The organism is Xinfangfangia pollutisoli (assembly GCF_020179405.1).
Lineage (GTDB): Bacteria > Pseudomonadota > Alphaproteobacteria > Rhodobacterales > Rhodobacteraceae > Pseudogemmobacter > Pseudogemmobacter pollutisoli.
Genome location: NZ_JAICBZ010000015.1, coordinates 1 through 20,797, shown reverse-complemented (window position 1 = coordinate 20,797; position 20,797 = coordinate 1). Strand labels below are relative to the sequence as shown.

Genomic DNA, 20,797 nt, shown 5'->3' with positions numbered 1-20,797 from the left:
ATTCCAATCAGTTATTATTCTGTCCCATCCGGCAGCGCGGGCCGCCCCCGTCCAAACCCGCCGCGGGGCAGAAATGAACCTGATCGAACCGCATCGCTTCACCCCGCACGAGACGGGCAGCCCGACCTCGGTCACCCTGCCGGGGCTGAACCGCAGCACGCATGTCGATGTGATGCGGATCAATCCGGGGCTGGTGCTGGCCCACAGCCATTTCTCGGCCGCGATCCGCCATGATGACGACATCCGCCGCCCCGAGGATCAGCTGATCCTGGCCTTCAACCTGTCGGGCCGCATGCTGCTGATCGACCCGCAGGGAAAGGCGCATGCGATGACCGGCGGCGAGGGCTGGATCATCCGGTCGGGCGGCAGGCGGCTGCAGCGGATCGTCGAGAAGGGCGAGGGCTGCTCGAACCTTGTCATCGCACTGTCGGTTTCGGGGCTTTCCCCGGCCCTGGCGGCGATGCTGGCGCCTTTGCTGCCGCCCTCGGCCCCCTTCCGCCGTCTGCGCCTGCCCGTGCCCGGAACGGCGACGCTGCAAACCTTGCTGGACGGGCGCAGCGATCCGGCGGCGCTGTTGCGCAAGGAAGGCCAGTGCCTGGCGCTGATCGGCCATGCGCTGGAAGAGATCGCCGCCGCGCCGGCCAACGGCCAGCCGGGCGGCGATCATGATCTGCTGATCGCCCGCCTGCAGGCCTTTCTGTCCGAGCGGCTGGCCCAGCCGGTCACCATGTCCGAGATCGCGCAGGAAGCCGGGATGAGCCATGTCACGCTGAACCAGATCTATCGCGCGGCGACCGGCATGACGGTGTTCGAACATCTGCGCCAGCTGCGGCTGACAGCGGCCGAAGGGCTGATCCGCCACACCGAGCGCAGCTTCACCGAAATTGCCGCGGATTGCGGCTTTTCCGATGCAAGCCACCTGTCGAACGCCTTCCGCCGGCGCCACGGCATGACGGCAACCGACTGGCGGCGGCAGGCAAGGGAAAAAACCTGACCCGGCTTCGGCAAATTCAAGAGTATTTTCGTCAGTTACAAGAATCCCGCCGCCCGCCATGGCACCAGCCCCTGAAAAGGAGGCCTGCCATGTTCCGAACCTCTTCCCCCCAACGGGTCCTGCGCCGCATCGCGCTGTGCAGCCTGTCCACCGCCCTGGCCACCGGCCTGCCCCCTGGCCTGGCCCTCGCCCAAGACGAGGCGCCGCTGCATCTGGGCCAGATCACGCTGTTCAGCAATTTATGGGAAGAACTGGCCCGGAAATCCGCAGCCACCGCGACGGTGCTGGAGGCAGGCGATCTGGCGCGGCCCGTCGCGGCCGATCTGGGCATTCTGGCCGGGCGTTCGGCCAATACCGTCTTCCAGCGCGCGAATTCGCAAGAGCGGCTGGTGGTGCGCGGCATGTCGGCCTTCGACAATGCGCTGTCCGATCCGGTCGGCTATCTGGTGAACGGCGTCGCGCTGCCGATGGGCACGATCCAATTGCCGCATTTCTTCGGAGCCGAAACCGTGACGCTGCTGAAGGGGCCGCAGGGCACCACCTTCGGGCGCAATTCGGAAGCCGGGCTTCTGGCCTTCGACACGATCCGGCCCGGCAGCCGAACGGGGGGCGAGATCAACCTGGGCCTGTCGGGATCGGATGCCGGGGCGGCGCCGCTGGGCGGAAACGGGTCGATCCTGTGGTCGGGTCAGGCGGATCGCGGCCCCGCCCTTGCCTTCGGGCTGGAATTCGCCCGCGATCCGGGCGTGATCGCAAACCCGGTGACCGGCGCAGAAGATGGCGGCAAATCCCGCCGCATGACCGGCTTTGCGGCGGCGGAATGGGATCTGCAGGAGGGCGGTTCCCTGCGCCTGACCACGCTGGCCGAGGACCAGAAGTTCAACAAGGAACAGTTCCGCTACATCTCGGGTCCGCTGGCCACCGGGCGCTATGAAAGCGTCTATTCCGACCCGTCCTGGGAACGGCGGCGCAGCACGGTCACCGCGCTGGAATACGGCACCAGCTTCGACGGCTTCGACCTGACCGCGATCACCGGCCTTGCCACGTTCGCCCGCGATTTCGTGCTGGATTTCGACGGCTCGCCCCTGCCCCTTGGCGTCACCGGGCTGGATCTGCGCGACCGCAGCCTGTCGCAAGAGATCCGCCTGACCTCGACCACGGAAGGGCCGCTGAAATGGGTGCTGGGCGTCAATGTCTTCCGGCAAAGCACCGATGCCGATTTCAACCTGGGCGCCCTGTCGACCGACCGCCATACCGAGATCGACCAGACCGGCGCGGCGATCTATGGCTTTGCCGAATATGCGCCAAGCGACCGGTTCCGGCTGGGCGCCGGGCTGCGGGTCGACCATATCGCATCTGAGGCCTGGCAAAGCTTCGCCTCGCCCCTGGCAAGCCTGCGCTACGAGGGCAGCGACAGATCGACCACGGTGCTGCCGAAACTGACGCTGGCCTATGACCTGTCCGACGCCACCACGCTTCATGGCAGCTATGCGCGCGGCTATATGCCGGCGGGCTACAATTACGGCTTCGCCAACAGCGCCGACAGCCTGACCTATGCCGCCGAAACCAGCTGGAATGCCGAGATCGGGGTGAAGCACGCCTTCGCCGGGGGCGCCACGCTGAACCTTGCCGCATTCCATACCACGGTGAAGGACAAGCAGATCACCGAAACCATCCCTGGCGCCGCGCAATACATCTCGAACGCGGGCCGCGCGAAAAGCTATGGGATCGAGGCGGAACTGACCGCCCCCCTGGGCGGCGGCTGGCAGATCGCGGCCAATGCCGGATGGCAGCGCGCAAGGGCAACCTCGTTCCGCACTTCGGCGATGGATCTGACCAGCGGGTCCCTGGTTGCGGTCGACTGGTCGGGCAATGCGCTGCCGATGGCGCCGGACACCAGCTGGGGCCTTGCCCTGTCGCATGACGGTCCGGTCTGGCGCGGCCGGGTCGGCTTGCAGGGGTCGGGCGGGTTCTGGTTCGATCCCGGCAATACCGTGCGGCAAAAGGGCTTCATGACGCTGGATGCCGAGCTCTCGCGCACAGTCGGGGCGGGCGAGGTGACGCTTTGGGCGAAGAACCTGCTAGACGAAGACTATTACAGCGCCGCCGCCGCCACGATCCGCGGTGTGGTGGTGGAAGATGGCAGCCCGCGCACGATCGGCCTGAACTGGAAGATGACGTGGTAGCCCCGGCCCCCCTGTCGGGCGCGGGTTTGCTTTTGCAGACGCTGGAAGGCCCGATCCGCCATGCGCTGCTGGACTGGGCGCTGGAAAGCGGGGTGTTCGACCTGTGCGAAACGCCCCAGCCGCCCGATCTTCTGGGCCAGCGGATGGATCTGCCGGTCGGCCCGCTGACGCTTGCGCTGCGCGCGCTGGTCGCGGCGGGCTTCATGGAGCGGTGCGATGCGGGCTTTCGCACCGCGCCCGGCATCCTGCCCTTCGTCGCGGCCGCCAGCCCGCGCAATATGGTTGAGACCTTGCGCATGATGGCACGCACCCGGCACGCGGGCCTTGACCAGTTGGGCGCGCTGATCGCGGGCGCCGGTGTCGCCCCGGGCGCGCGGCTGTTCGATGCGGCGCATTGGGATGCCCATCACCGCTCGCTGGCCGCCTTCCACCGGGCGGTCGCCGCCGAGGCGACGGCGCCCTGCCTGACCGGCCTGCCGGAATGGCCCCGCGCCCGAACCCTGCTGGAGATCGGCCCCGGGTCTTCGGCCCTGGCGGCGCGGCTGCTGGACTGTCGCCCCGATCTGCAGATCACGCTGTTCGACCTGCCGCCGGTGGCCCGGCGGATCCGCGCCGAAGCCGCCGATCTGCCGGTGACCGTTCTGTCGGGCGATTACACCCAGGCCCTGCCCGAGGGCCCCTTTGACATCATCTGGTGTTCGATGGCGCTGTATTTCCACGACCGCGGCCTGCCCGATCTGGTCGCGCGGCTGGCGGATCGGCTGGCGCCGGGCGGGGTTCTGGTCAGTTTCCACGAAGACCTGACCGATCAGCGCTGCGCCCCGCCCGAACATGTGCTGGGCCGGCTGATGCCGGCGCTGCGGCAGGGCGATGTGTCCTTCGCCGAGGGCGAGATCGCCGAAGCCATGGCCGGTGCCGGGCTGGTGCAGGCGACATCGCAACTGCTTTCCACCCCCTTTGGAAGTCTCCGTCTGGATGCCGCCCGCAAAGAGGCCTGACATGCGCGCCCTGCCCTTCTTCCTAGCCCTGATGCCGCTGCCCGCCCTGGCGGAAGACATCCTGCTTTCCGGCCCGCCGATCTGGGAAAGCGCGCCGCTGATCGCGCTGGCCGATCGCCAGCCGGTCGAGGGCGTGACCTTCACCTTCGCCCCCTGGACCAGCCCCGAGGATCTGCGCAAGCGGATCACGGCAGAGGCGCCGCTGATGGCGGTCGCGCCCGCGCCCACGGCGGCGATCTTCGATGCGACCGGAATGGGGGTGCGGGCGGTCTCGGCCACGATCACCGAAGGCAGCCTGGCGCTGGTCGGGCGCGGGGCTGCAATCGGGGATCTGGCCGATCTGCAGGGGACGGCCGTGGCGCTGCCGTTCAAGGGCTATCTGCCGGATCTGCTGATGCGCCGCATCGCTGCGCCCGGCGATCACAACTGGACGCCGCGCTATACCGGCAGCCTGGTTGCCGGGCTGCAGCTGTTGCTGGCCGATCAGGTCGAGACGGCGCTGCTGGCCGAGCCCCTGGCCACGCTGGCCCTGGCGCAAGACCCGGGGCTGAGCCGCCGGGCCGAGATCTGCGTCTTGTGGCAAGGTGCGACGGCGCTGGCCGATTGCCCGCCCGCAGGGGTGGTGATCGTCAATCCCGCCTTCGCCGACCGGCCCGCGATCCTGGCCGCCTATCATGCGGCTTTCGCCGATCTTGCGGCCGATCCGGGCCAGGCCGCCCGGCTGCTGGCCGCCCATTTCCCCGATCTGGCGCAGGCCGGCGAAGGGTTCAGCCGCCTTCATGCCATCGACCTTCCGCTGCCCGAACACGCCGCTGTTCTGGAAGGGTTCTATGCCGAGATCCTTGCGATCGAACCCGCCGCCATCGGCGGCGCGCTGCCGGGCCCGGACTTCTACGGGAAATGAGCGCGAAACTGGCCTTTCTGGTCGGCCTTGCGGCGATTGTGCTGCTTTGGTCGCTTGCCGCGGGCGCGAACCTGCCCGCGGTGCTGCCCGGGCCGGGGGCGGTTGCAATCGCGCTTGGCCAATTGGCCACCGATCCGGCCTTCTGGTCCGTCACCCTGCTGCCCAGCCTGGGCCGGGCCACCGCCGGCCTGGTGCTGGCCTTCGCCATCGGCGCGCCGCTTGGCCTTGCGGGCTGGCGCTGGCCGGTCGTGACGGCGCTGCTGGCCCCGGCGCGGCTGATCCTGATGGGCCTGCCCGCGCCTGTCCTGGCGATCCTGTGCATCCTGTGGTTCGACGGCGGCAGCACGACGGCGATCCTGACCGTCGCGGCGCTGCTGGTGCCGGTCTTCCAGATCGCGATCGGCCAGGGCATGGGCGCGGTCGACCCGCAGCTGGACGAGATGGCACGGCTGTTCCGCCTGCCGCTGCGGCGCCGGCTGCACCGGATCATCGGCCCGGCCCTGTGGACGGCGCTGGGGCCCGCCTTGCGCATCGCCGTTGCCAATGCGATCCGGGTCACGCTGCTGACCGAACTTCTGTCGGGGGCCGAGGGTCTGGGGGCCGCGGTGCAGCGCGCGCAGGGCTGGCTGCAGACCGACCGGCTGTTCGCGCTGGTCCTTGTGATTCTGGCGCTGATCGGACTGGCCGAGGCCGGACTTTCCGCCCTGACCCGAGACAGGCGGCGGCGATGATCCTGTTTTCGGCCGACAGCATCAGCCTGCGCTACCCGGGCCGCCCCGGCCCGCTGTTCCGCGACCTGTCGCTGACCCTGCGCCGCGGCGAAAGCCTGCGCCTGACCGGGCCCAGCGGGGCGGGCAAGACCAGCCTGATGCGCGTGATCGCCGGGCTGCAGCGCCCCAGCGCGGGCCGCGGCCTGATCCTGCCGCGCCGGGTCGGCATGGCCTTTGCCGAGCCGCGGCTGCTGCCGCATCTTTCGGTGCTGGAGAACCTTCTGTTCATCGCCCCGAAGGCCCGCCACCAGGCCGACGCGATGCTGGCCGCGCTGGAGATGCAGGCCCTGCAGGGCGCCCGTGCCGCCAGCCTGTCGAAGGGCCAGGCCCAGCGCGTGGCGCTGATCCGCGCCCTGCTGATCCGCCCCGAGATCCTGCTGCTGGACGAAGCGCTGGGCGGGCTTGATCGCCCGGCCTGGACCCGTGCCCGCGACCTGATCTGCCAGCAGCGCGCCCAAGATGGTTTTGCGCTGGTCGAGATCAGCCATGATCCCGCCCGGCTGATCGTGCCGGAAGCCCCGGCGATCTGCCTTACCTGAAGAAAGGACTGCCCATGCACATGCCCCCTCGCCCTTCCAGGCCCCGCCTTGCGCTGCTGATCGGGATCGGCGTCTGGCCGATCATCACCGCCCTTCTGTACCTGATCCGCCCGATCAGCGCCGGCTGGCCGATCTGGCTGACGACCCTTGTCCTGACGCCGGCCATGGTCCTCCTGATGGTCTGGGGACTGCTGCCCGCGATCCACCGCTATTTCGGCAGGTTCCTGATGCGCAACGGGCGTTAGGGGCGGGCCTTGCGCGCGCGCCCCGCGGTGATCGAAGCTTTGGCTGACGGACCGGATCACGCGGGGTTGCCCGCCCTTGCCTGCGCGGCAAGGGTGGAGATTTTCGCCTTCAGGCGCGCCACTTTGGTGAAGCAGCTTCACCCGTGACAGGCGTGGCGACGGCGATATATGGACCCGCAAGGCCCCGTCAGATCACCGCGCGCAGCTTTTCCTGGGCCGCCTTCGAGAACGGGGCCAGATGCACGGTCGCGCGGATCGTGGTCTGGTCGTGGCGTTCCACATGCGGCTTGCGCGACCCGCCGCCCACCTCGCCCCAGGTCAGCACGACTTCGGTTCCGGGTTCGGCTGCCGCTTCGTCAAGACAGGCCAGCGACAGGAATTCGCGCTCGTTGATGTTGTAGCCGCAATATTGCGACATGCCGATCAGGGCGCCGTCGGTGCTGCGGACCTCATCGGCCTGCGGCCAGCCGTAATAGGATGTGGGCATGTCGATCGCCTTGTAGATCGGCCCATCGCCGGTCTGAGACGCGAAGATCCTGGCCACATCGTCATGGTGCCAGCGCAGCACGCGCTTGACGCGGCGCGGGGCCTGCATCTGCGCCTTTAGCGCGGCGCTGCCGATGAAATCATGGTCGAACTTGACGAATTTCTCGTAGCCCAGCGCCGAGGGCGTCCAGTAGTAATCCTCGATGTTCTTGCTGTAGAGACTGCCGCCCAGCTGCATGTTCGCCTCCCAGCTGTCGGCAGGCAGCCACGCGCGATAGGGCCGCAACTCTTCGCCGGTATAGATGCCGGGCAGCGGATAGGGGATCCAGCCGTCTTCCAGCGGGGTGGAATAGTAGGTCCGGGTGCCCGCCTGACGCAGCCCATGCTTTTCGCCCGCCGCCAGAATCGCGTCGCGCACCCGGTCGAGTTCAGCGAAGGGCCCCGAGATTTCCGCCCCCGCATGACCGGCCATGCCATGGCGCAGCACATGCACCCGGCAGCCGGCAATGGTCACATAGGCGGTGTGGAAGAACCTGATCTCGGGCCAGCCGCCTTCGCAGATCTCGTCCAGGATGGCGCGGGCCCTGGGGCCTTCCAGCTGGAAGCGGTATTTCTCGCGCTTGCCGTCCTTGGCATAGGGCGTGGTCGGGTCGAAGCGCATCTGCACGTCATAGCCGCCGGTCTCGCCATGGAAGCGGACCCAGTTCAGCACCGGCATGCCCGAGATCAGTTCGAAGCCGTCCGTCTCGCCATAATAGTTCAGCACGCAGTCGCCGACATGATGGCCGCGGGGCGTGACGCAGAAATACTGCTTCGCGCGGTCGGTCGACAGGTTCGAGAAGCTGCAGGGGCTGAGATATTCCAGCAGCCTGCGCGCGTCGGGGCCTTTGACGAACAGGACCGGCATGTGATGCGACTGGTTGAACAGCACCGCCGTTTCGCGCCAGGCGCGCTGCTCTTCGCGCCAGGTCGTGTATTCGGGGGCGATCAGCGTGGCGAACAGGCTGGTCCGCGATTTGTGATACTGCGAGATCGTGTCGTTGTAGAGATGGTCGACCAGATCGGGGGTCTGGTCGATCAGGTCCTGAAGCGTCTTCATCTTCGGCTCCGCGCATGGGTGTGGGACAGGTTTCGGGATGCGTCTCGGGCCGCGCCCCGCCCTGCGGCGCGGCGCGTTCCGGCCTTGGCGCCGCCCCTCCTCCAAGCGGCGGGCACCCGGGATATCGCGAGTCGAGCCTAGGGCGATCCGGTTTGAAATGCAACTTACAAGGATCACTCCTTGTTTTTTGATGCCCGCAGAAGATCGGGGGAAATGTCCGATCAATTGTTCTGATTTTCAGTGCCTTACGGGCCTGCGAACAGCAGCTCGCGCGAGGCGTCGCGCCATTGGGCGATGATCTTTTCCCGCTCGGCCCCCTGCGGCAGCCAGGTTTCGGACAGGTAGAGACCGCGCATCAGCACATGCGACAGGTCGACATAGCGCCGGGCGGCGGCGTCGCCCTGGCCCAGACGGGCCAGAACCTCGGTCCAGACATCGTCCAGCCGCCGGCGCGCATCGGTGATGATCGGGTGGATCACCTCGGCCAGCGCCTTGTCGGCGCGCGCCGCGATAAGAAGTTCGATCTGTGCCGCATAGGCGGGGGCGAAGAAGAAGCGTTCCGAGGCGGCAAGGAAGGTGCCGACCGGATCGCCCGCCATGTCGGGGCTGGCGGCGGCCTCGCGCGCCTCGGCGACCGAGCGTTCGATGGCGTGATGGCAGGCAGCGGCGATGAGGTCGATCTTCTTGGGGTAGTAATGCTCCAGCGCGCCGCGGGAAATTCCGGCCCGCGCCGCCACCCCGCTTGAGGCGAAGGCGACATAGCCCTCGGTGGCAAGGATCTGCAGCGCGGTGTCCAGAACCGCGGCCTGCGTCGCCTCGCGCCGTTCGCCCTGCGTGCGCCGCTTGCGCCCCGCTGCTGCCGCCATGTGTCCCGCCCCTTGCCGAAGCCGCCCTGCCCCTGCCTAGCGGGACAGGGCGGCCCCGTCGACGGGCAAGTTGGGATCCGGGCCCGGGATGGGGCCGGCCGACCTGAACCGCGTCCTTACGCCTCGCGCAGCGCGTCGCGCACAGCCTTCGCGGCGGCGACCAGCAGGCCCAGATCGACGCTTCCGGCGACGAAAGCATAGCCCCAGGACAGGTAGCGCCGCGCATCGGCCGGGTTGGTGGCCAGAATGCCGCCCGGCTTGCCCAGTTTCTGCAGCCGCGCGATGGCGTCTTGCAGCGCCGCCTGCACGTCCGGATGGGCCGGATTGCCCAGATGCCCCATCGAGGCCGCAAGGTCCGAGGGGCCGATGAACACGCCATCCACGCCCGGAACCGAGGCGATCTCTTCCAGACGCCCCAGCGCCTCGCCCGTTTCGATCTGCACCAGCAGGCAGATCTCGTCATTGGCGACGCGGAAGTAATCCGCGGTCTGGCCGTAGCGGCTGGCCCGCGTGCCGCCCGCCACGCCGCGCACCCCATGCGGTGGGTAAAGACAGGCCGCGACCGCCGCCGCGGCCTCGTCCGCGGTCTGGACAAAGGGCACCAGCAGGGTCTGCGCCCCCATGTCCAGCGCGCGCTTGATCAGCACCTTGTCATTCCAGGCCGGGCGCAGCACATGCGCCGAGGGCCCGGCCGAGGCCGCCTGCAGCAGGGGTTGCAGATCGGCCAGATCGACCGCGGCATGTTCGGTGTCGAACAACAGCCAGTCGAAGCCCAGAAGGCTTAGCGCCTCGGCGGTCACCGCATTGGGGATCGACAGCCAAAGCCCATGCAAAGCCTCGCCCGCCGCAAGCCGCGCCTTGAAGGCGTTGCGGGGGGCCGAAACCGGGCCGGTGGTCAGCGGGTGATGCGGCAGGCCGGTCATGTGAACTGCACCGAGACCGAGCCGAGCGGGCCGAAATCGGCATGCAGCGTATCGCCCTTTTTCGCATGGACGGGGCGGGTGAAGCTGCCCGACAGCATCATGTGGCCGGGTTCCAGCACCGTGCCATATTGCCCGACCTTGTTCGCCAGCCAGGCAATCGCCATCGCCGGATGGCCCAGAACGCCCGCCGCAAGCCCGGTCTCTTCGATTTCCGAATTGCGATAGAAGATCGCGCCGACCCAGCGCAGGTCCACATCGGTGGGCCGCACCGGGCGGCCGCCCAGGATGATGCCCGCCGCCGCGCCATTATCGGCCACGGTGTCGAAGATCCGCCGCGGTTCGGTCACGCGGGCGTCGATGATCTCGATCGAGGGCACGACCCATTCGGTGGCCCGCATCACGTCGATCAGCCCGATGCCCGGGCCTTTCAGCGGCTCTTTCAGGATGAAGGTCAGCTCGGGCTCGACCCGCGGCACGCAGAAACTGTCGAAGGGCACCTTGGCGCCATCGTTCAGGATCAGGTCGTCGAACATATAGCCGAAATCCGGCTCGTCGATCTTGGACGCCGCCTGCATCGCCTTCGAGGTCAGGCCGATCTTGTGGCCGATGATCCGCGCGCCGGCCTTTACCTTGGCTTCGGCCACGGCCGAGGAGATCGCATAGCTGTCTTCCAGTTCAATCTGCGGAAAGCGTTCCGAGGGGCGCAGGCCCTGCACCTTGGTGCGGTGGCTTTCCAGAAGCGAGGCGACGCATTCCGCCCGCTGGTCTTCGGTCAACATGGGGCTTTCCTTAAAGCTTGATGCAGATGTTGCGAAGTTCGGTATAGAACTCCATCGAATGGACCCCGCCCTCGCGCCCGATGCCCGAGGCCTTGGCGCCGCCGAAGGGCGTGCGCAGGTCGCGCAGGAACCAGCAATTCACCCAGGAAATCCCGACCTCGACCTGGCGGGCGACGCGATGAGCGCGGCCCAGACTTTCGGTCCAGATCGTGGTGGCAAGCCCGTAGGGCGAGTTGTTGGCCAGGGCGATGGCCTCGTCCTCGGTGTCGAAGGGTTGCAGATGGGTGCAGGGACCGAAGATTTCCTCGCGGATCACCGGGCTGTCTTCCGACAGGCCGGTCCAGACCGTGGGTTCCACCCAATAGCCGCCCTCATAGCCCTGAATCGCCGGCACGCCGCCGCCCGCCAGAACCTGAGCCCCGCCCTTGGCGGCGCGGTCGTAATAGGACAGCACCTTGACGCGGTGTTCGGCCGAGATCACCGGGCCCATGGTGGTGGCCGGATCGAAGGGGTCGCCGAAGCGATAGGCGCGCGCCTTGGCGGCCAGGCCTTCGGCCACGCGGTCGAAGATGCCGCGCTGCACATAGATGCGTTCGGTGCCCAGGCAGACCTGCCCGGTATTGGCGAAACAGGCCCGCCCGATGCCTTCCATCGTCTTGTCGAAATCGGCATCGTCAAAGATGATCCCCGCATTCTTGCCGCCCAGTTCCAGCGACACCGGCCGCACCCCCTTGGACGAGGCCGCCATGATCGCCTCGCCGGTGGTGGTTTCGCCGGTGAAGGTGATGCCGTTCACGCCGGGATGCCGGGTCAGGAATTCACCGGCCGAGCCGGGGCCGTGGCCATGCACCACGTTATAGACGCCGGCCGGAATGCCGGCGGCATTCATCACCTCGCCCAGAAGCGTGGCGGTGGCCGGGGTTTCCTCGGACGGTTTCACGACGACCGTATTGCCGCAGGCCAGCGCGGGCGCGACTTTCCAGGTCATCAGCAGAAGCGGCAGGTTCCAGGGGCAGACCACCGCGATCACGCCGCGAGGGCCCCGCACGGCATAGTTCAGCGCGCCGGTGCCATCGGGCGTGGCCATCTCGAAGCTTTCGTTCGACAGCGTCATCACCTGATCGGCGAAGACGTTGAAATTCGCCGCCCCGCGCGGGATGTCGATATGGCTGGCGATCGAGCGCGGCTTGCCGGTGTCGCGGATCTCGGCCGCCAGGAATTCGTCGAAGCGGGCGTTGATCCCGTCGGCGACCTTGCGCAGCAGGGCCACCCGTTCGGCCAGCGCCATCCGGCCCCAGGGGCCTTTCAGCGCCCGTTGCGCCGCGCCCACCGCCTCGTCGACCTGGTCGCGGTCGGCGGCGCGCACTTCACCCAGCACTTCGCCCGTCGAGGGGAAGTGGTTGGCGAAGGCTTCGGCCCGGCCGGGGACGAAACGCCCGTCGATGAAATTCAGAAACTCAGTCATCACGCTCTCCTTGCGGACCTGCTTGCCGGGCACCTTCGGGGTCGCCTTCGGTCAGGAAGTCCCACATCCGTTCAAAAATCCGTCCGGCCTTGGTCGCCCGTTCGGACGCCGCTTCGGGGCCGATCACCGGGGCATCGGCAAGGCCCGAGGCCAGCGCCGCCAGTTCGATCCGGCAGGCATCTTCCAGGTAGAAGGCCAAGCCCAGCGCTTCTTCCAGACTGTCGCCCGCCACCACCGCGCCATTGCCGCGCATCAGCAGGCCGCGGCTGTCGCCCATTGCGGCAATCGCGCCCTGGGCCCTGGCATCGTCGCGCACCAGCTGCGGGTCATCCCACAGCCCGACGCGCGGGGCGAAATAGGTGCCAAAGCCATGCCGCATCGCGGGCACGCGGCCCAGCGCCGCCAGCGCCATCGCCTGGGGCGACATGAAGCGGATCACGCCGGCCGCATCGGGCCGCAGCGCATAAATCCGCTGGTGCAGCCGCACCTCGCCCAGCACGCCCTCGGGCAGGGGGCCATGGACGGGCACCAGGGTGCAGGCCTCTCCCGGGCGGACATGGCCCAGGGGTTTCGACGGCGCGACCAGGAAATGGTCGGCGTCGATCCGGGCCGAACAATGGCCATAGGCATGGACCAGCCCGGCCCGCCCCAGGGCCCGCGCCGCGATCCGCACGGTGCGGGCCAGCGTTTCTGTCGGCACCGCCGTCACTTCTTGAACGCCGCGATTTGCGGGGCGGCGCCCCAGTGGCAGAAGCCCTTCGGCTCGAAATGGAACTGGCGGTCGCGCCAGGCCGGTTCGTCATGGATCTCGCGCACGCCGGTGGAATATTCGAAGGTCATGCCCTCGGGCCCGGTGAAATACAGGAATTCCGCCGAAGAGGTCGGATGCGCGCCGGGGCCGAAGGTGATGTTCACCTGGTTCTCGCGCACGAAATGGAACGAGCGCTGGATGTCATCGGTCGAGCCGACCTGGTGGTTGATGTGCTGGATGCCCGCGCGGTGATAGGGAAACAGCGCGATGGAATGGTGGATCGTGCCCAGCCGCATCAGGGGCGCATCGCCGATCCGGTCCGACACCCGGGCATTGCAGACCGAGGTCCAGAAATGCTCGTCGCGGGCCAGGTCTGACGAACACAGGCCCACATGCGAGAAGCCGGTGATCCCGGCATTGCGGCTGCCGTGGTAATCAAGCCCGGTGGTTTCCGGCCGCAGCACGAATTCGATCACATTGCCGGTCGGATCGCGGAAGCGGATGAATTCGCGCACCATCCGCGCTTCGCATTCCGCGCGGGTGCCGTAATAGACATCATGCCCCAGGGATTCGAGCGTGGCACCGGCGGTGTGCAGATCCTGCGCCGTGCCGATTTCGAAGGCGGTCATCTGATCGGTCGGATCGCCCTCGAAATAGCACAAAGTATGGGCGCGGGCATCGGATTTGAAATAGACCGCGCCCTTGCGCCGCTCGGCCACTTCAAGGCCCAGGATATTGACCGCATACCATTCGGCCCCGGCCAGATCGGTGGTGCCCAGGCGGCAATAGACGACATCGCGAAGTTCGATCATCCTTCGATCCTTCCCTGAAATTCCGGCTGCGTGCTGGACGAGCCCCAGGCGCAATGCGACCGGGCGGTGTCGGCGAATTGGCGCGGGCCGCGGGCTTCGATCTGCGGTCCCTTCTCCATGCCGTGGATGTACGAGAACAGAATCCCGCCGGGGCCGCGCGTGGTCACGAAACTGGCGCCCGATGTGGGTTGGCGGCCGGGGCCGGCCACGACGGGCAGTTGCAGCTTCTGGAAGTGATACCAGTTGCGCATGATGTGATCGCGGGTGGCGACTTCCCAGCTGGCGCCCAGAATGCCATCGCGGTCCGAAGGGTATAGAGCGATGCGGTGATGCGCCTCGTCCAGCGCCAGGAAGACCGCGTCGCCCGCATAATCGCTGATGCGCAGACCCAGGCCCTTGACCCAGAAAGCCTCGTTCGCGGCGATGTCGCGGCAGCACAGCGAGACGGCGGCAAAATCGCTGATCCCGGCATCGCGCCCGCCGTGATAGGGCCAGCCCGAGGTCAGGGGCCGCCAGACCAGTTCCACCGTCACGCCATTCGGCGCGGCCACCGCCAGCGCCTGCTTGACCTGCCGGGCCGCGCAGGCCTCGGGCGAAAGCCGGGTGGCCGGATGACCATACGCCGCCAGCCGGTCGGCCAGCGCGTCCAGATCTTCGGGCCGCGCCACGGTCAGCGCCACAGCCTGGCCCTCGCCCCGCGCACAGCACAGCGCATAATTGCGCGCGTCCGAGCGGAACAGGGCGCGGGTCTCGTCACGGTCCATCGGCATCAGCGCGAAGACGCCGGCGGCGAAGGCATGCGCCGCATCAAGGTCTTCGACATCGACGCGCAGATAGCGCAGGTCACGATAGGTCATCTTCGTCTCCGCAAATCTTGCCGGGGTCCGGGCACACAGGGCGCCCGGCCCGCGTTTTCGTCAGGTCAGTTGGCCGCCATCTCGGCTTCCAGCTCGACCAGAACCGGCGCCTTCACCCGCCAGTCTTCATACCATTTGTCGACCGCCGGGCCGAACCAGGCCCGGTCCACCGTCATGACCGTCACGGGCGTGGTCTTCAGGTCTTCCATGTATTTGTTGTCCAGCGCGCCATAGGCATCCACGATCGCGGCGAAATTCGCGGTCATGATCTCCTGGATCGCGGCGCGGTCTGCTTCGGAAATCGCCTGCCACTTGCGGCCCGAGGCCACGGCGACCATCGGGAACATCATGTGGCGCGAGTCGATGATCGTGCCGGCGTGGTCGTAATACTTGGTGTTCCAGGTGCCTTCATGGTCCAGCTGCGCGCCATCGACCTGGCCATTGGCCAAGGCGTCATACAGCGCCGGCAGCGGCATCGGCGTGGGGGTGGCGCCCAGCAGGGTCCAGAAATCCAGTTCGGGCGCGTTCGGCACGGTGCGGATCTTCTTGCCCGCCAGATCGCCCACCGTGGCAATGGTGCCGCGCATCACGACGGTGCGCATGCCGGCCGAGCTCCAGCCCAGGCCCACGACGCCGAACTTGTTCATGCCCTCCAGCAGCTTGCCCGCGGTCGCGCCGCCCAGGGCCTTCTTCGCGCCCTCGATGTCGCTGACCAGATAGGGGGCCAGGAAGACGCCGTAATTCGGATCGCGATTGGCGAACTCGCCCACGGTCAGGAAGGCGAAATCCAGCGCGCCGGTCTGCAGCTGCTGCAGCATCTGCGCCTCAGATCCCAGCTGGCCCGAGGGGAAAAGGCTGATCTCGACCCGGCCCTCGGTCTTTTCCTTGATCGCATCCGCCGCCAGCTGGGCATGGACGCTCCATTGATGCGAGGGCGGGGTGATCAGGCCCAGCCGGTACTGTTCCGCCGCGGCCATGCCGCCCGACAGCAGAAGCGCCAGCCCCGCCGCCAATCCGATCTTTTTCAACAACATCCTCGTATTCCTCCCTCAGAGCCCGTCAGCGCGGGCCTGTTCCTCCAGAAACGTCAAGATCTCGGGCAGGCGCCGGTCGCGCGCGGCGCCGATCTCGGCCACGCTGCGCGGATCGGCCTGTGCCATGCCCCGCACCAGTGCGGCGCGGGTTTCGGCATCGAAGCGCGGCGCCCCCAGCGTGTCCCACCAGCGTTCGAATTCGGGGGCCAGCGCGTCGAAGAACCCCTCGAACCCGCGCGGCCCGCCCGAGACATGGAACACTGCCGAAGGCCCCATCAGGCACCAGCGCGGCGCCAGGCCCAGCGTCACCGCATCTTCGACATCGGCCAGCGAGGCCACGCCTTCGCGCACCAGATGCACCGCCTCGCGCCACAGCGCGGCTTGCAGCCGGTTGACCAGATGGCCGGGCATCGGCTTGGCCAGGGTCAAGACGCGCTTGCCCAGACCTTCATAGAAGGCGCGGGCCCGGTCCAGCACCTCGGGCAGGGTTGCGGCGCCGCCCGACAGTTCCACCACCGGCATCAACCAGGGCGGATTGCAGGGATGCGCGATGAACAGGCGCCCTGCCCCGTCAAGCCCCTGTTGCAGATCATCGGGCGACAGGCCCGACGAGGACGAGGCGATCAGCGTCTTCTCATCCAGAAGCGGCAGGATCGCGGCCAGCGCCGCGCGTTTCAGATCCAGCCGCTCGGGCAGGCATTCCTGCACCAGGGCCGGGGCGGGCCCTTCGGCTGCGGCCAGGATGACCGGCCGAAGCGCCCCGGTGTCGCCCCTTGCCGCCGTCGCGCGGGCCCAGACCTCGTCCAGCCGCGCCTGCGCCGCTGCCCGGTCGGGGTCGATCACCTGCACCGCATGACCGGCCAGCCCGAAGGCCGCCGCCCAGCCCGCCCCGATCAGCCCGCCGCCCAGAACCCAGACGACCGCCATCACAGCAACTCGGGCAGGAAGGTGACCATCTGCGGGAAGCAGACCATCAGCAGGATCACCGCCAGCACTGCCACGAAGAAGGGCAGCAGCAGCACGGCCAGCCGTTCCGCCTTGACGCCACCCATCAGCGCCGCGGTGAACAGGCCCGTGCCCACCGGAGGCGTCAGCAGCCCCAGCGTCAGGTTCACGCAGACGACGACGCCGAAGAAGACCGGGTCGATCCCGTAGACGCCCGTGGCGACCGGCAGCAGAACCGGGACGATCAGGATGATCGCGGGAATGGGATCCGTCACCATGCCGATCAGCAGAAGCAGGACGTTCAGCATCAGCATGAAGACCAGGGGCGAGGCGGTCATCGCCTGCATCGCCGCCGCGACCTGGGCCGGCACGTTCTCGAAGGTGATGACCCAGGAAAACACCGTGGCGGTCGCGATCAGGAACATCACGATGGCCGATGACCGCGCGGCATTGGCGAAGGCCAGAAGAATGTCGCGGAATTTCAGCTCGCGGTAGATGAAGGCGCCGACAAGGATCGTCGCGATGCTGCCCAAGGCCGCGCTTTCGGTGGGATGGGCCACGCCGCCCAGGATCGTGCCGATGATCGTGGCCGGAATCAGTGCCGCCGGCAGCGCATCGGCGATGGCCCGCAGGCGCGCCCGGAACGGCAGCGTTTCACTGCGCGGGAAATCGTGCTTCTTGCCCAGCCAGCCGATGACGGCCAGGAAGGCCACGAAGATCAGAATGCCCGGCACGATGCCCGCGATGAACAGATCGCCGATCGGAAGCTGCGCGATGACGCCATAAATGATGAACAGCATCGACGGCGGAATGATCGGCGCCAGAAGCCCACCCGCCGCTGTGATCGCAACCGAGACATCGCGCGGATAGCCCTGCTTTTCCATCTCGGGCACGGCCAGGCGCGACATGATGGTGATCTGCGCCACGGTCGACCCCAGGATCGCCGCCATCATCATGTTGGCGCCCAGGTTCACATAGGCCAGCCCGCCCTTGACCGACCCCAGAACCGCCATGGCCAAAGCCATCAGCCGCCGGCCGATGCCGCCCACATTCATGAACTCGCCCAGCAGGATGAACAGCGGCAGCGACAGAAGGCCGTAATTTTCCAGCCCGCCGAACAATTGCTGCGGGAAGGACATCAGCAGAACGGTATTGCCGCTGGCGAAGATGTAGATCAGCGCACAGATCGCCAGAACGAAGGCGATCGGCACCGACAGGACCACAAGTCCGAGGAAGCTGCTGCCGACGATCATTTCGCAAGATTTCCCAGGTGTTTCAGGTCCGCCTCGATCTGCGCCAGGCAATGCACCGTCGCGGCGATGGCGAAGACCGGCATGACCAGCCAGAACCACACCTTTTGCAGGCCCAGCGTCACGGTCGGTTCCTGATAGATGAAGTTGAAGGTCTGCGCCGCAAAGGCATCAAGCGATTCCGCCGCGCTGGCGGTCAGCGGATCGAACCAGACCCAGACCATCCAGCTCAGCAGCAGCATGAAGCCCAGCAGGATCAGATCGGCCAGCAGCCGCAGGATGGCCGCGTTGCGGGGCGACAGCATGTCGGGAAGAAGCGTGACCGAGATATGCTGGCGCGCGTCGATCGCCGCGGCCGCCGCCAGGAAGGCCGCGATCACCATCAGATAGACCGCCAGCTCATCCACCCAGATCAGCGGCCGCCCGAAGAAGCGCGAGGTCACATTCGCCAGCAGAAGCGCGAAAAGAACGAATGTCAGGACGGCGGCCAGAAGAATCTCGGCGCGCGCGATGGCGGTGCTGACCCGTGCCAGCATCGAGCGTCGAGGCATGGCCGCGCCCGCTCCGGGTGACTCTAGAGCGTTTTCCATATATTCCTCCCGCCGCGCAGAAAATATTGATATTATCGCGATGTCAAACTAAAATTTGATTTTACTGGGTGAATGCCTATGATCCAAGGCAAAGCAGCCCGCCCCTCAACCCTGGCAGCCCGCATGCAGCAGACCATCCTACTTTCCCCCGATGCCTTCGACGCCAGCGACAAGACCCTGGCCGAAAAGGCCTATCGGCTTTTGCGCGAGGATATCGTGGCGGGCCGGCTGGCGCCGGGGCTGAAGCTGAAGATCGACATGCTGCGCGACCGCTACGGCCTGGGCGCGGGCCCGCTGCGCGAGGCGCTGGCGCGGCTGTCGGGCGACCATCTGGTCACCCTGCTGGGCCAGCGCGGCTGCGTGGTTGCGCCGCTGTCGGCGCAGGACGCGCGCGAGATCGGCGAGTTGCGCAAGCAGCTTGAGGCCGAGGCCATCGCCCAATCGCTGCCGCGTGGCGACCGGGCCTGGGAAGAGCGGCTGATCTCGGCCTGGTATCGGCTGGAGCGGATGGAACGCAGCGCCGAGCCGCGCGACCTGACCGAATGGGAGGGGCTGAACACCGAGTTCCACGAGGCGCTGGTGGGGGCGGCGCATTCGGTCTGGCTGTTGCGGATCCGGGCCATGATGTACAAGCATCACGAACGCTACCGCCAGCTGTCCCGCAGCCGCCCTGCCTTGTCGCGCGACGTGCATGACGAACACCGGGCGCTGTTCGACTCGGCCATGGATCGCAACGTTCCGCGCGCGATCGAAGTCAGCTGCGCCCATATCCAGCGCACGACCGACCGCGTTCTTGCGGCACTTGAGGTGGCCCAGCAGCGCAGCGAAAGCTGACGCCGCCGGGCGCCTGGCGACACGCAGGTACCCAACCCATCATCAGAGCCGATAACCGCCCTATTCACGGGTTAAATGCTGAGGCCGGTGAATTTCCCCCTGCACAAACTCTCCGCCAACTGATCCCCAATGATGATGAGGAAGTCTCTTTGGCGGCGTTCTCCAAAGCGCTGCCGGCTGCGCACCATTTCGAGTGGGCCAACTGGTTGCCGCCCCGCAAGAATTTTGACTTCCCCTTGTATATCCGAGTAAACACCGTTTGGCTCCCCGCAAGTCTTACACAATGCTGTCCCATCAATCATAAATCCCCGCATGTCCAAGACTATTTCACGCTTAGGACGCAAAACGAAATAACCACCGCCGGTTTCAAAATACTCGATCGGACTCGTGCACGTTTCGTCCAGAAATTCCTTCAGGCGCGGAGATGCCAAATGCATGTGTTCGGAAGTTATCGAAATATCATATTTTGACTTTACTCGCCCTGGGAAGCCGCTTCTATATGGATCGAAGAATACCTTACAGGTTGGGCACATAGGCAATTTCGGATCGCCGCCCCGCATGTTATTGTAGTTCCCTTCGCATTCCAGAATTACCGGCATTCTGCCCTCTCTTTCAACATCCAATAGAAAGCTTAAAATAACTATACATATCGTCATAGAAGTTCCTGGCCACGCGCTGCATATAGGCCTGGGAGTAATCGCGTTGTATCATATTGCCGCCCCTTTTCGAAATCCAACGCAGGTTGAAGACGCTTGTGTATTCCTGCATGGCCTTGTGAACGAACTGGTGCGCTTTTTTGTCTAAATCCTTGAGGTGTCCGATCCTTGCATCGCCGCTCATGTACTTTGGATAGCAATGGTGCTTGTTGATCGGGCCGCCCCTGTTTGCCTCAAGTATAGCATCAATGTCCGTTTCCGCGAAGGCAAGTGCTCCCACAATGTAGCCGGTCAATCCAAACACTCCCTCAGCAACAGCCGTGGAGGAGCCGTCTGGCAGGTTCGAGCCGCCCAGCCTGCCCGTCGCGTCATAGCTGTAAACGGTGGTGTTGCCATTCTGGTTGGTGGTCGAGATCAGGCGGCCGTTTTCATCGTAGCCGAAGCTTACCGTTCCGCTCTCCGGCGAAGGTTCGGTAATGCTGGCGAGCGCTCCGGCCTCGTCGTCGTAAGTGAAGGTCGTGACCCGGCCGTCGGGATTGGTGATCGCGTCCAACCGACCGAGAAGCCCGTAGGTGATCGAGAAGATTTCGCTCACACCGGGGCCTGTGCGCGGCGAGATTTACGCGACATTGCACGGCGAACTGGGCACGATCCTCAACTGGACGGAGCGGCGAACCATTGGAAAGTCTGCAAAAACAAAAAAACCCGCAGCGTGTGCTACGGGTTTGTCGTTATCGTTGGTTGCGGGGGCAGGATTTGAACCTGCGGCCTTCAGGTTATGAGCCTGACGAGCTACCGGGCTGCTCCACCCCGC

At 66.5% G+C, this 20,797-nt stretch carries 22 protein-coding genes; 8 read left to right on the top strand and 14 right to left on the bottom strand.

Annotated elements, in window-relative coordinates:
* The first annotated feature begins 73 nt into the window (after positions 1 to 73).
* The 7 genes from K1Y73_RS07105 to K1Y73_RS07075 all read left to right on the top strand — a co-directional run bounded on the left by K1Y73_RS07105 (position 74) and on the right by K1Y73_RS07075 (position 6,636).
* The gene (locus K1Y73_RS07105; RefSeq protein WP_225027509.1) at positions 74 to 994 is read left to right on the top strand and encodes an AraC family transcriptional regulator; all 921 of its coding nucleotides are present in this window, start codon (positions 74 to 76) and stop codon (positions 992 to 994) included.
* Positions 995 to 1,083: 89 nt separating this feature from the next.
* Positions 1,084 to 3,180 carry a TonB-dependent receptor gene (locus tag K1Y73_RS07100; RefSeq protein WP_225027508.1) on the top strand — a complete coding sequence of 699 codons (2,097 nt, stop codon included), beginning with the start codon at positions 1,084 to 1,086 and terminating at the stop codon, positions 3,178 to 3,180.
* Positions 3,174 to 4,178: a class I SAM-dependent methyltransferase gene (locus K1Y73_RS07095; RefSeq protein ID WP_225027507.1), complete on the top strand. Its 1,005-nt coding sequence runs from the start codon at positions 3,174 to 3,176 to the stop codon at positions 4,176 to 4,178. Before K1Y73_RS07100 ends, K1Y73_RS07095 begins: the two co-directional genes overlap by 7 nt.
* 1 nt (position 4,179) lies before the next feature.
* The gene (locus tag K1Y73_RS07090; RefSeq protein ID WP_225027506.1) at positions 4,180 to 5,082 is read left to right on the top strand and encodes a substrate-binding domain-containing protein; all 903 of its coding nucleotides are present in this window, start codon (positions 4,180 to 4,182) and stop codon (positions 5,080 to 5,082) included.
* Complete coding sequence (locus K1Y73_RS07085; RefSeq protein WP_225027505.1) at positions 5,079 to 5,813, top strand: ABC transporter permease; 735 nt, start codon at positions 5,079 to 5,081, stop codon at positions 5,811 to 5,813. The genes K1Y73_RS07090 and K1Y73_RS07085 overlap by 4 nt, the downstream gene beginning before the upstream one ends.
* On the top strand, positions 5,810 to 6,391 hold the full coding sequence (locus K1Y73_RS07080; protein ID WP_225027504.1) for an ATP-binding cassette domain-containing protein: 582 nt from the start codon (positions 5,810 to 5,812) through the stop codon (positions 6,389 to 6,391). The genes K1Y73_RS07085 and K1Y73_RS07080 overlap by 4 nt, the downstream gene beginning before the upstream one ends.
* Before the next feature lie 14 nt (positions 6,392 to 6,405).
* Positions 6,406 to 6,636 carry a hypothetical protein gene (locus K1Y73_RS07075; protein WP_225027503.1) on the top strand — a complete coding sequence of 77 codons (231 nt, stop codon included), beginning with the start codon at positions 6,406 to 6,408 and terminating at the stop codon, positions 6,634 to 6,636.
* 187 nt (positions 6,637 to 6,823) lie between these two features.
* On the opposite strand, the gene K1Y73_RS07070 is transcribed toward K1Y73_RS07075, so the two are convergent.
* The 12 genes from K1Y73_RS07070 to K1Y73_RS07015 form a co-directional block, all read right to left on the bottom strand.
* Complete coding sequence (locus K1Y73_RS07070) at positions 6,824 to 8,221, bottom strand: aminomethyl transferase family protein (RefSeq protein WP_225027501.1); 1,398 nt, start codon at positions 8,219 to 8,221, stop codon at positions 6,824 to 6,826.
* Positions 8,222 to 8,466: 245 nt separating this feature from the next.
* A complete protein-coding gene (locus K1Y73_RS07065) occupies positions 8,467 to 9,087 on the bottom strand; it encodes a TetR/AcrR family transcriptional regulator (RefSeq protein ID WP_225027499.1) in 621 nt (206 codons plus the stop codon).
* Positions 9,088 to 9,203: 116 nt separating this feature from the next.
* A complete protein-coding gene (locus K1Y73_RS07060; RefSeq protein ID WP_225027497.1) occupies positions 9,204 to 10,010 on the bottom strand; it encodes an HpcH/HpaI aldolase family protein in 807 nt (268 codons plus the stop codon).
* Positions 10,007 to 10,789, bottom strand: a complete 783-nt coding sequence (locus tag K1Y73_RS07055) for an FAA hydrolase family protein (protein ID WP_225027495.1) — start codon at positions 10,787 to 10,789, stop codon at positions 10,007 to 10,009. The genes K1Y73_RS07060 and K1Y73_RS07055 overlap by 4 nt, the downstream gene beginning before the upstream one ends.
* 10 nt (positions 10,790 to 10,799) lie before the next feature.
* The gene (locus K1Y73_RS07050) at positions 10,800 to 12,254 is read right to left on the bottom strand and encodes a 2-hydroxymuconic semialdehyde dehydrogenase (protein ID WP_225027494.1); all 1,455 of its coding nucleotides are present in this window, start codon (positions 12,252 to 12,254) and stop codon (positions 10,800 to 10,802) included.
* The gene (locus tag K1Y73_RS07045; protein WP_225027493.1) at positions 12,247 to 12,954 is read right to left on the bottom strand and encodes a class II aldolase/adducin family protein; all 708 of its coding nucleotides are present in this window, start codon (positions 12,952 to 12,954) and stop codon (positions 12,247 to 12,249) included. Before K1Y73_RS07045 ends, K1Y73_RS07050 begins: the two co-directional genes overlap by 8 nt.
* A gap of 5 nt (positions 12,955 to 12,959) precedes the next feature.
* Positions 12,960 to 13,817, bottom strand: coding sequence for a VOC family protein (locus K1Y73_RS07040; protein ID WP_225027492.1), 858 nt, complete (start codon positions 13,815 to 13,817; stop codon positions 12,960 to 12,962).
* A complete protein-coding gene (locus tag K1Y73_RS07035) occupies positions 13,814 to 14,674 on the bottom strand; it encodes a VOC family protein (protein ID WP_225027491.1) in 861 nt (286 codons plus the stop codon). The genes K1Y73_RS07040 and K1Y73_RS07035 overlap by 4 nt, the downstream gene beginning before the upstream one ends.
* A 65-nt stretch (positions 14,675 to 14,739) precedes the next feature.
* Positions 14,740 to 15,708, bottom strand: coding sequence for a TRAP transporter substrate-binding protein (locus K1Y73_RS07030; protein ID WP_225027490.1), 969 nt, complete (start codon positions 15,706 to 15,708; stop codon positions 14,740 to 14,742).
* Between the two features lie 15 nt (positions 15,709 to 15,723).
* Complete coding sequence (locus K1Y73_RS07025; RefSeq protein WP_225027489.1) at positions 15,724 to 16,635, bottom strand: 3-hydroxyacyl-CoA dehydrogenase family protein; 912 nt, start codon at positions 16,633 to 16,635, stop codon at positions 15,724 to 15,726.
* Complete coding sequence (locus tag K1Y73_RS07020) at positions 16,635 to 17,906, bottom strand: TRAP transporter large permease (RefSeq protein WP_225027488.1); 1,272 nt, start codon at positions 17,904 to 17,906, stop codon at positions 16,635 to 16,637. The genes K1Y73_RS07025 and K1Y73_RS07020 overlap by 1 nt, the downstream gene beginning before the upstream one ends.
* A complete protein-coding gene (locus K1Y73_RS07015) occupies positions 17,903 to 18,454 on the bottom strand; it encodes a TRAP transporter small permease (RefSeq protein WP_225027486.1) in 552 nt (183 codons plus the stop codon). Before K1Y73_RS07015 ends, K1Y73_RS07020 begins: the two co-directional genes overlap by 4 nt.
* 162 nt (positions 18,455 to 18,616) lie before the next feature.
* On the opposite strand from K1Y73_RS07015, the gene K1Y73_RS07010 reads away from it, so the two are divergent.
* Entirely contained in the window at positions 18,617 to 19,327 is a 711-nt protein-coding gene (locus tag K1Y73_RS07010) for a GntR family transcriptional regulator (protein ID WP_225027485.1), read from the top strand.
* Between the two features lie 71 nt (positions 19,328 to 19,398).
* On the opposite strand, the gene K1Y73_RS07005 is transcribed toward K1Y73_RS07010, so the two are convergent.
* Together K1Y73_RS07005 and K1Y73_RS07000 are read right to left on the bottom strand one after the other, a co-directional pair.
* Positions 19,399 to 19,926: a hypothetical protein gene (locus K1Y73_RS07005; protein WP_225027484.1), complete on the bottom strand. Its 528-nt coding sequence runs from the start codon at positions 19,924 to 19,926 to the stop codon at positions 19,399 to 19,401.
* Between the two features lie 13 nt (positions 19,927 to 19,939).
* Positions 19,940 to 20,578 carry an RHS repeat domain-containing protein gene (locus K1Y73_RS07000; protein WP_225027483.1) on the bottom strand — a complete coding sequence of 213 codons (639 nt, stop codon included), beginning with the start codon at positions 20,576 to 20,578 and terminating at the stop codon, positions 19,940 to 19,942.
* Positions 20,579 to 20,797 lie beyond the last annotated feature (219 nt).

Excerpts from the sequence above, each read along its gene's own strand:
- K1Y73_RS07105 (WP_225027509.1), top strand. The coding sequence starts at position 74 with ATGAACCTGATCGAACCGCATCGCTTCACCCCGCACGAGACGGGCAGC.
- K1Y73_RS07100 (WP_225027508.1), top strand. The coding sequence starts at position 1,084 with ATGTTCCGAACCTCTTCCCCCCAACGGGTCCTGCGCCGCATCGCGCTG.
- K1Y73_RS07090 (WP_225027506.1), top strand. The coding sequence starts at position 4,180 with ATGCGCGCCCTGCCCTTCTTCCTAGCCCTGATGCCGCTGCCCGCCCTG.
- K1Y73_RS07085 (WP_225027505.1), top strand. The coding sequence starts at position 5,079 with ATGAGCGCGAAACTGGCCTTTCTGGTCGGCCTTGCGGCGATTGTGCTG.
- K1Y73_RS07080 (WP_225027504.1), top strand. The coding sequence starts at position 5,810 with ATGATCCTGTTTTCGGCCGACAGCATCAGCCTGCGCTACCCGGGCCGC.
- K1Y73_RS07075 (WP_225027503.1), top strand. The coding sequence starts at position 6,406 with ATGCACATGCCCCCTCGCCCTTCCAGGCCCCGCCTTGCGCTGCTGATC.
- K1Y73_RS07070 (WP_225027501.1), bottom strand. The coding sequence starts at position 8,221 with ATGAAGACGCTTCAGGACCTGATCGACCAGACCCCCGATCTGGTCGAC.
- K1Y73_RS07065 (WP_225027499.1), bottom strand. The coding sequence starts at position 9,087 with ATGGCGGCAGCAGCGGGGCGCAAGCGGCGCACGCAGGGCGAACGGCGC.
- K1Y73_RS07060 (WP_225027497.1), bottom strand. The coding sequence starts at position 10,010 with ATGACCGGCCTGCCGCATCACCCGCTGACCACCGGCCCGGTTTCGGCC.
- K1Y73_RS07055 (WP_225027495.1), bottom strand. The coding sequence starts at position 10,789 with ATGTTGACCGAAGACCAGCGGGCGGAATGCGTCGCCTCGCTTCTGGAA.
- K1Y73_RS07050 (WP_225027494.1), bottom strand. The coding sequence starts at position 12,254 with ATGACTGAGTTTCTGAATTTCATCGACGGGCGTTTCGTCCCCGGCCGG.
- K1Y73_RS07040 (WP_225027492.1), bottom strand. The coding sequence starts at position 13,817 with ATGATCGAACTTCGCGATGTCGTCTATTGCCGCCTGGGCACCACCGAT.
- K1Y73_RS07035 (WP_225027491.1), bottom strand. The coding sequence starts at position 14,674 with ATGACCTATCGTGACCTGCGCTATCTGCGCGTCGATGTCGAAGACCTT.
- K1Y73_RS07030 (WP_225027490.1), bottom strand. The coding sequence starts at position 15,708 with ATGTTGTTGAAAAAGATCGGATTGGCGGCGGGGCTGGCGCTTCTGCTG.
- K1Y73_RS07025 (WP_225027489.1), bottom strand. The coding sequence starts at position 16,635 with ATGGCGGTCGTCTGGGTTCTGGGCGGCGGGCTGATCGGGGCGGGCTGG.
- K1Y73_RS07020 (WP_225027488.1), bottom strand. The coding sequence starts at position 17,906 with ATGATCGTCGGCAGCAGCTTCCTCGGACTTGTGGTCCTGTCGGTGCCG.
- K1Y73_RS07015 (WP_225027486.1), bottom strand. The coding sequence starts at position 18,454 with ATGCCTCGACGCTCGATGCTGGCACGGGTCAGCACCGCCATCGCGCGC.
- K1Y73_RS07010 (WP_225027485.1), top strand. The coding sequence starts at position 18,617 with ATGCAGCAGACCATCCTACTTTCCCCCGATGCCTTCGACGCCAGCGAC.
- K1Y73_RS07005 (WP_225027484.1), bottom strand. The coding sequence starts at position 19,926 with ATGCCGGTAATTCTGGAATGCGAAGGGAACTACAATAACATGCGGGGC.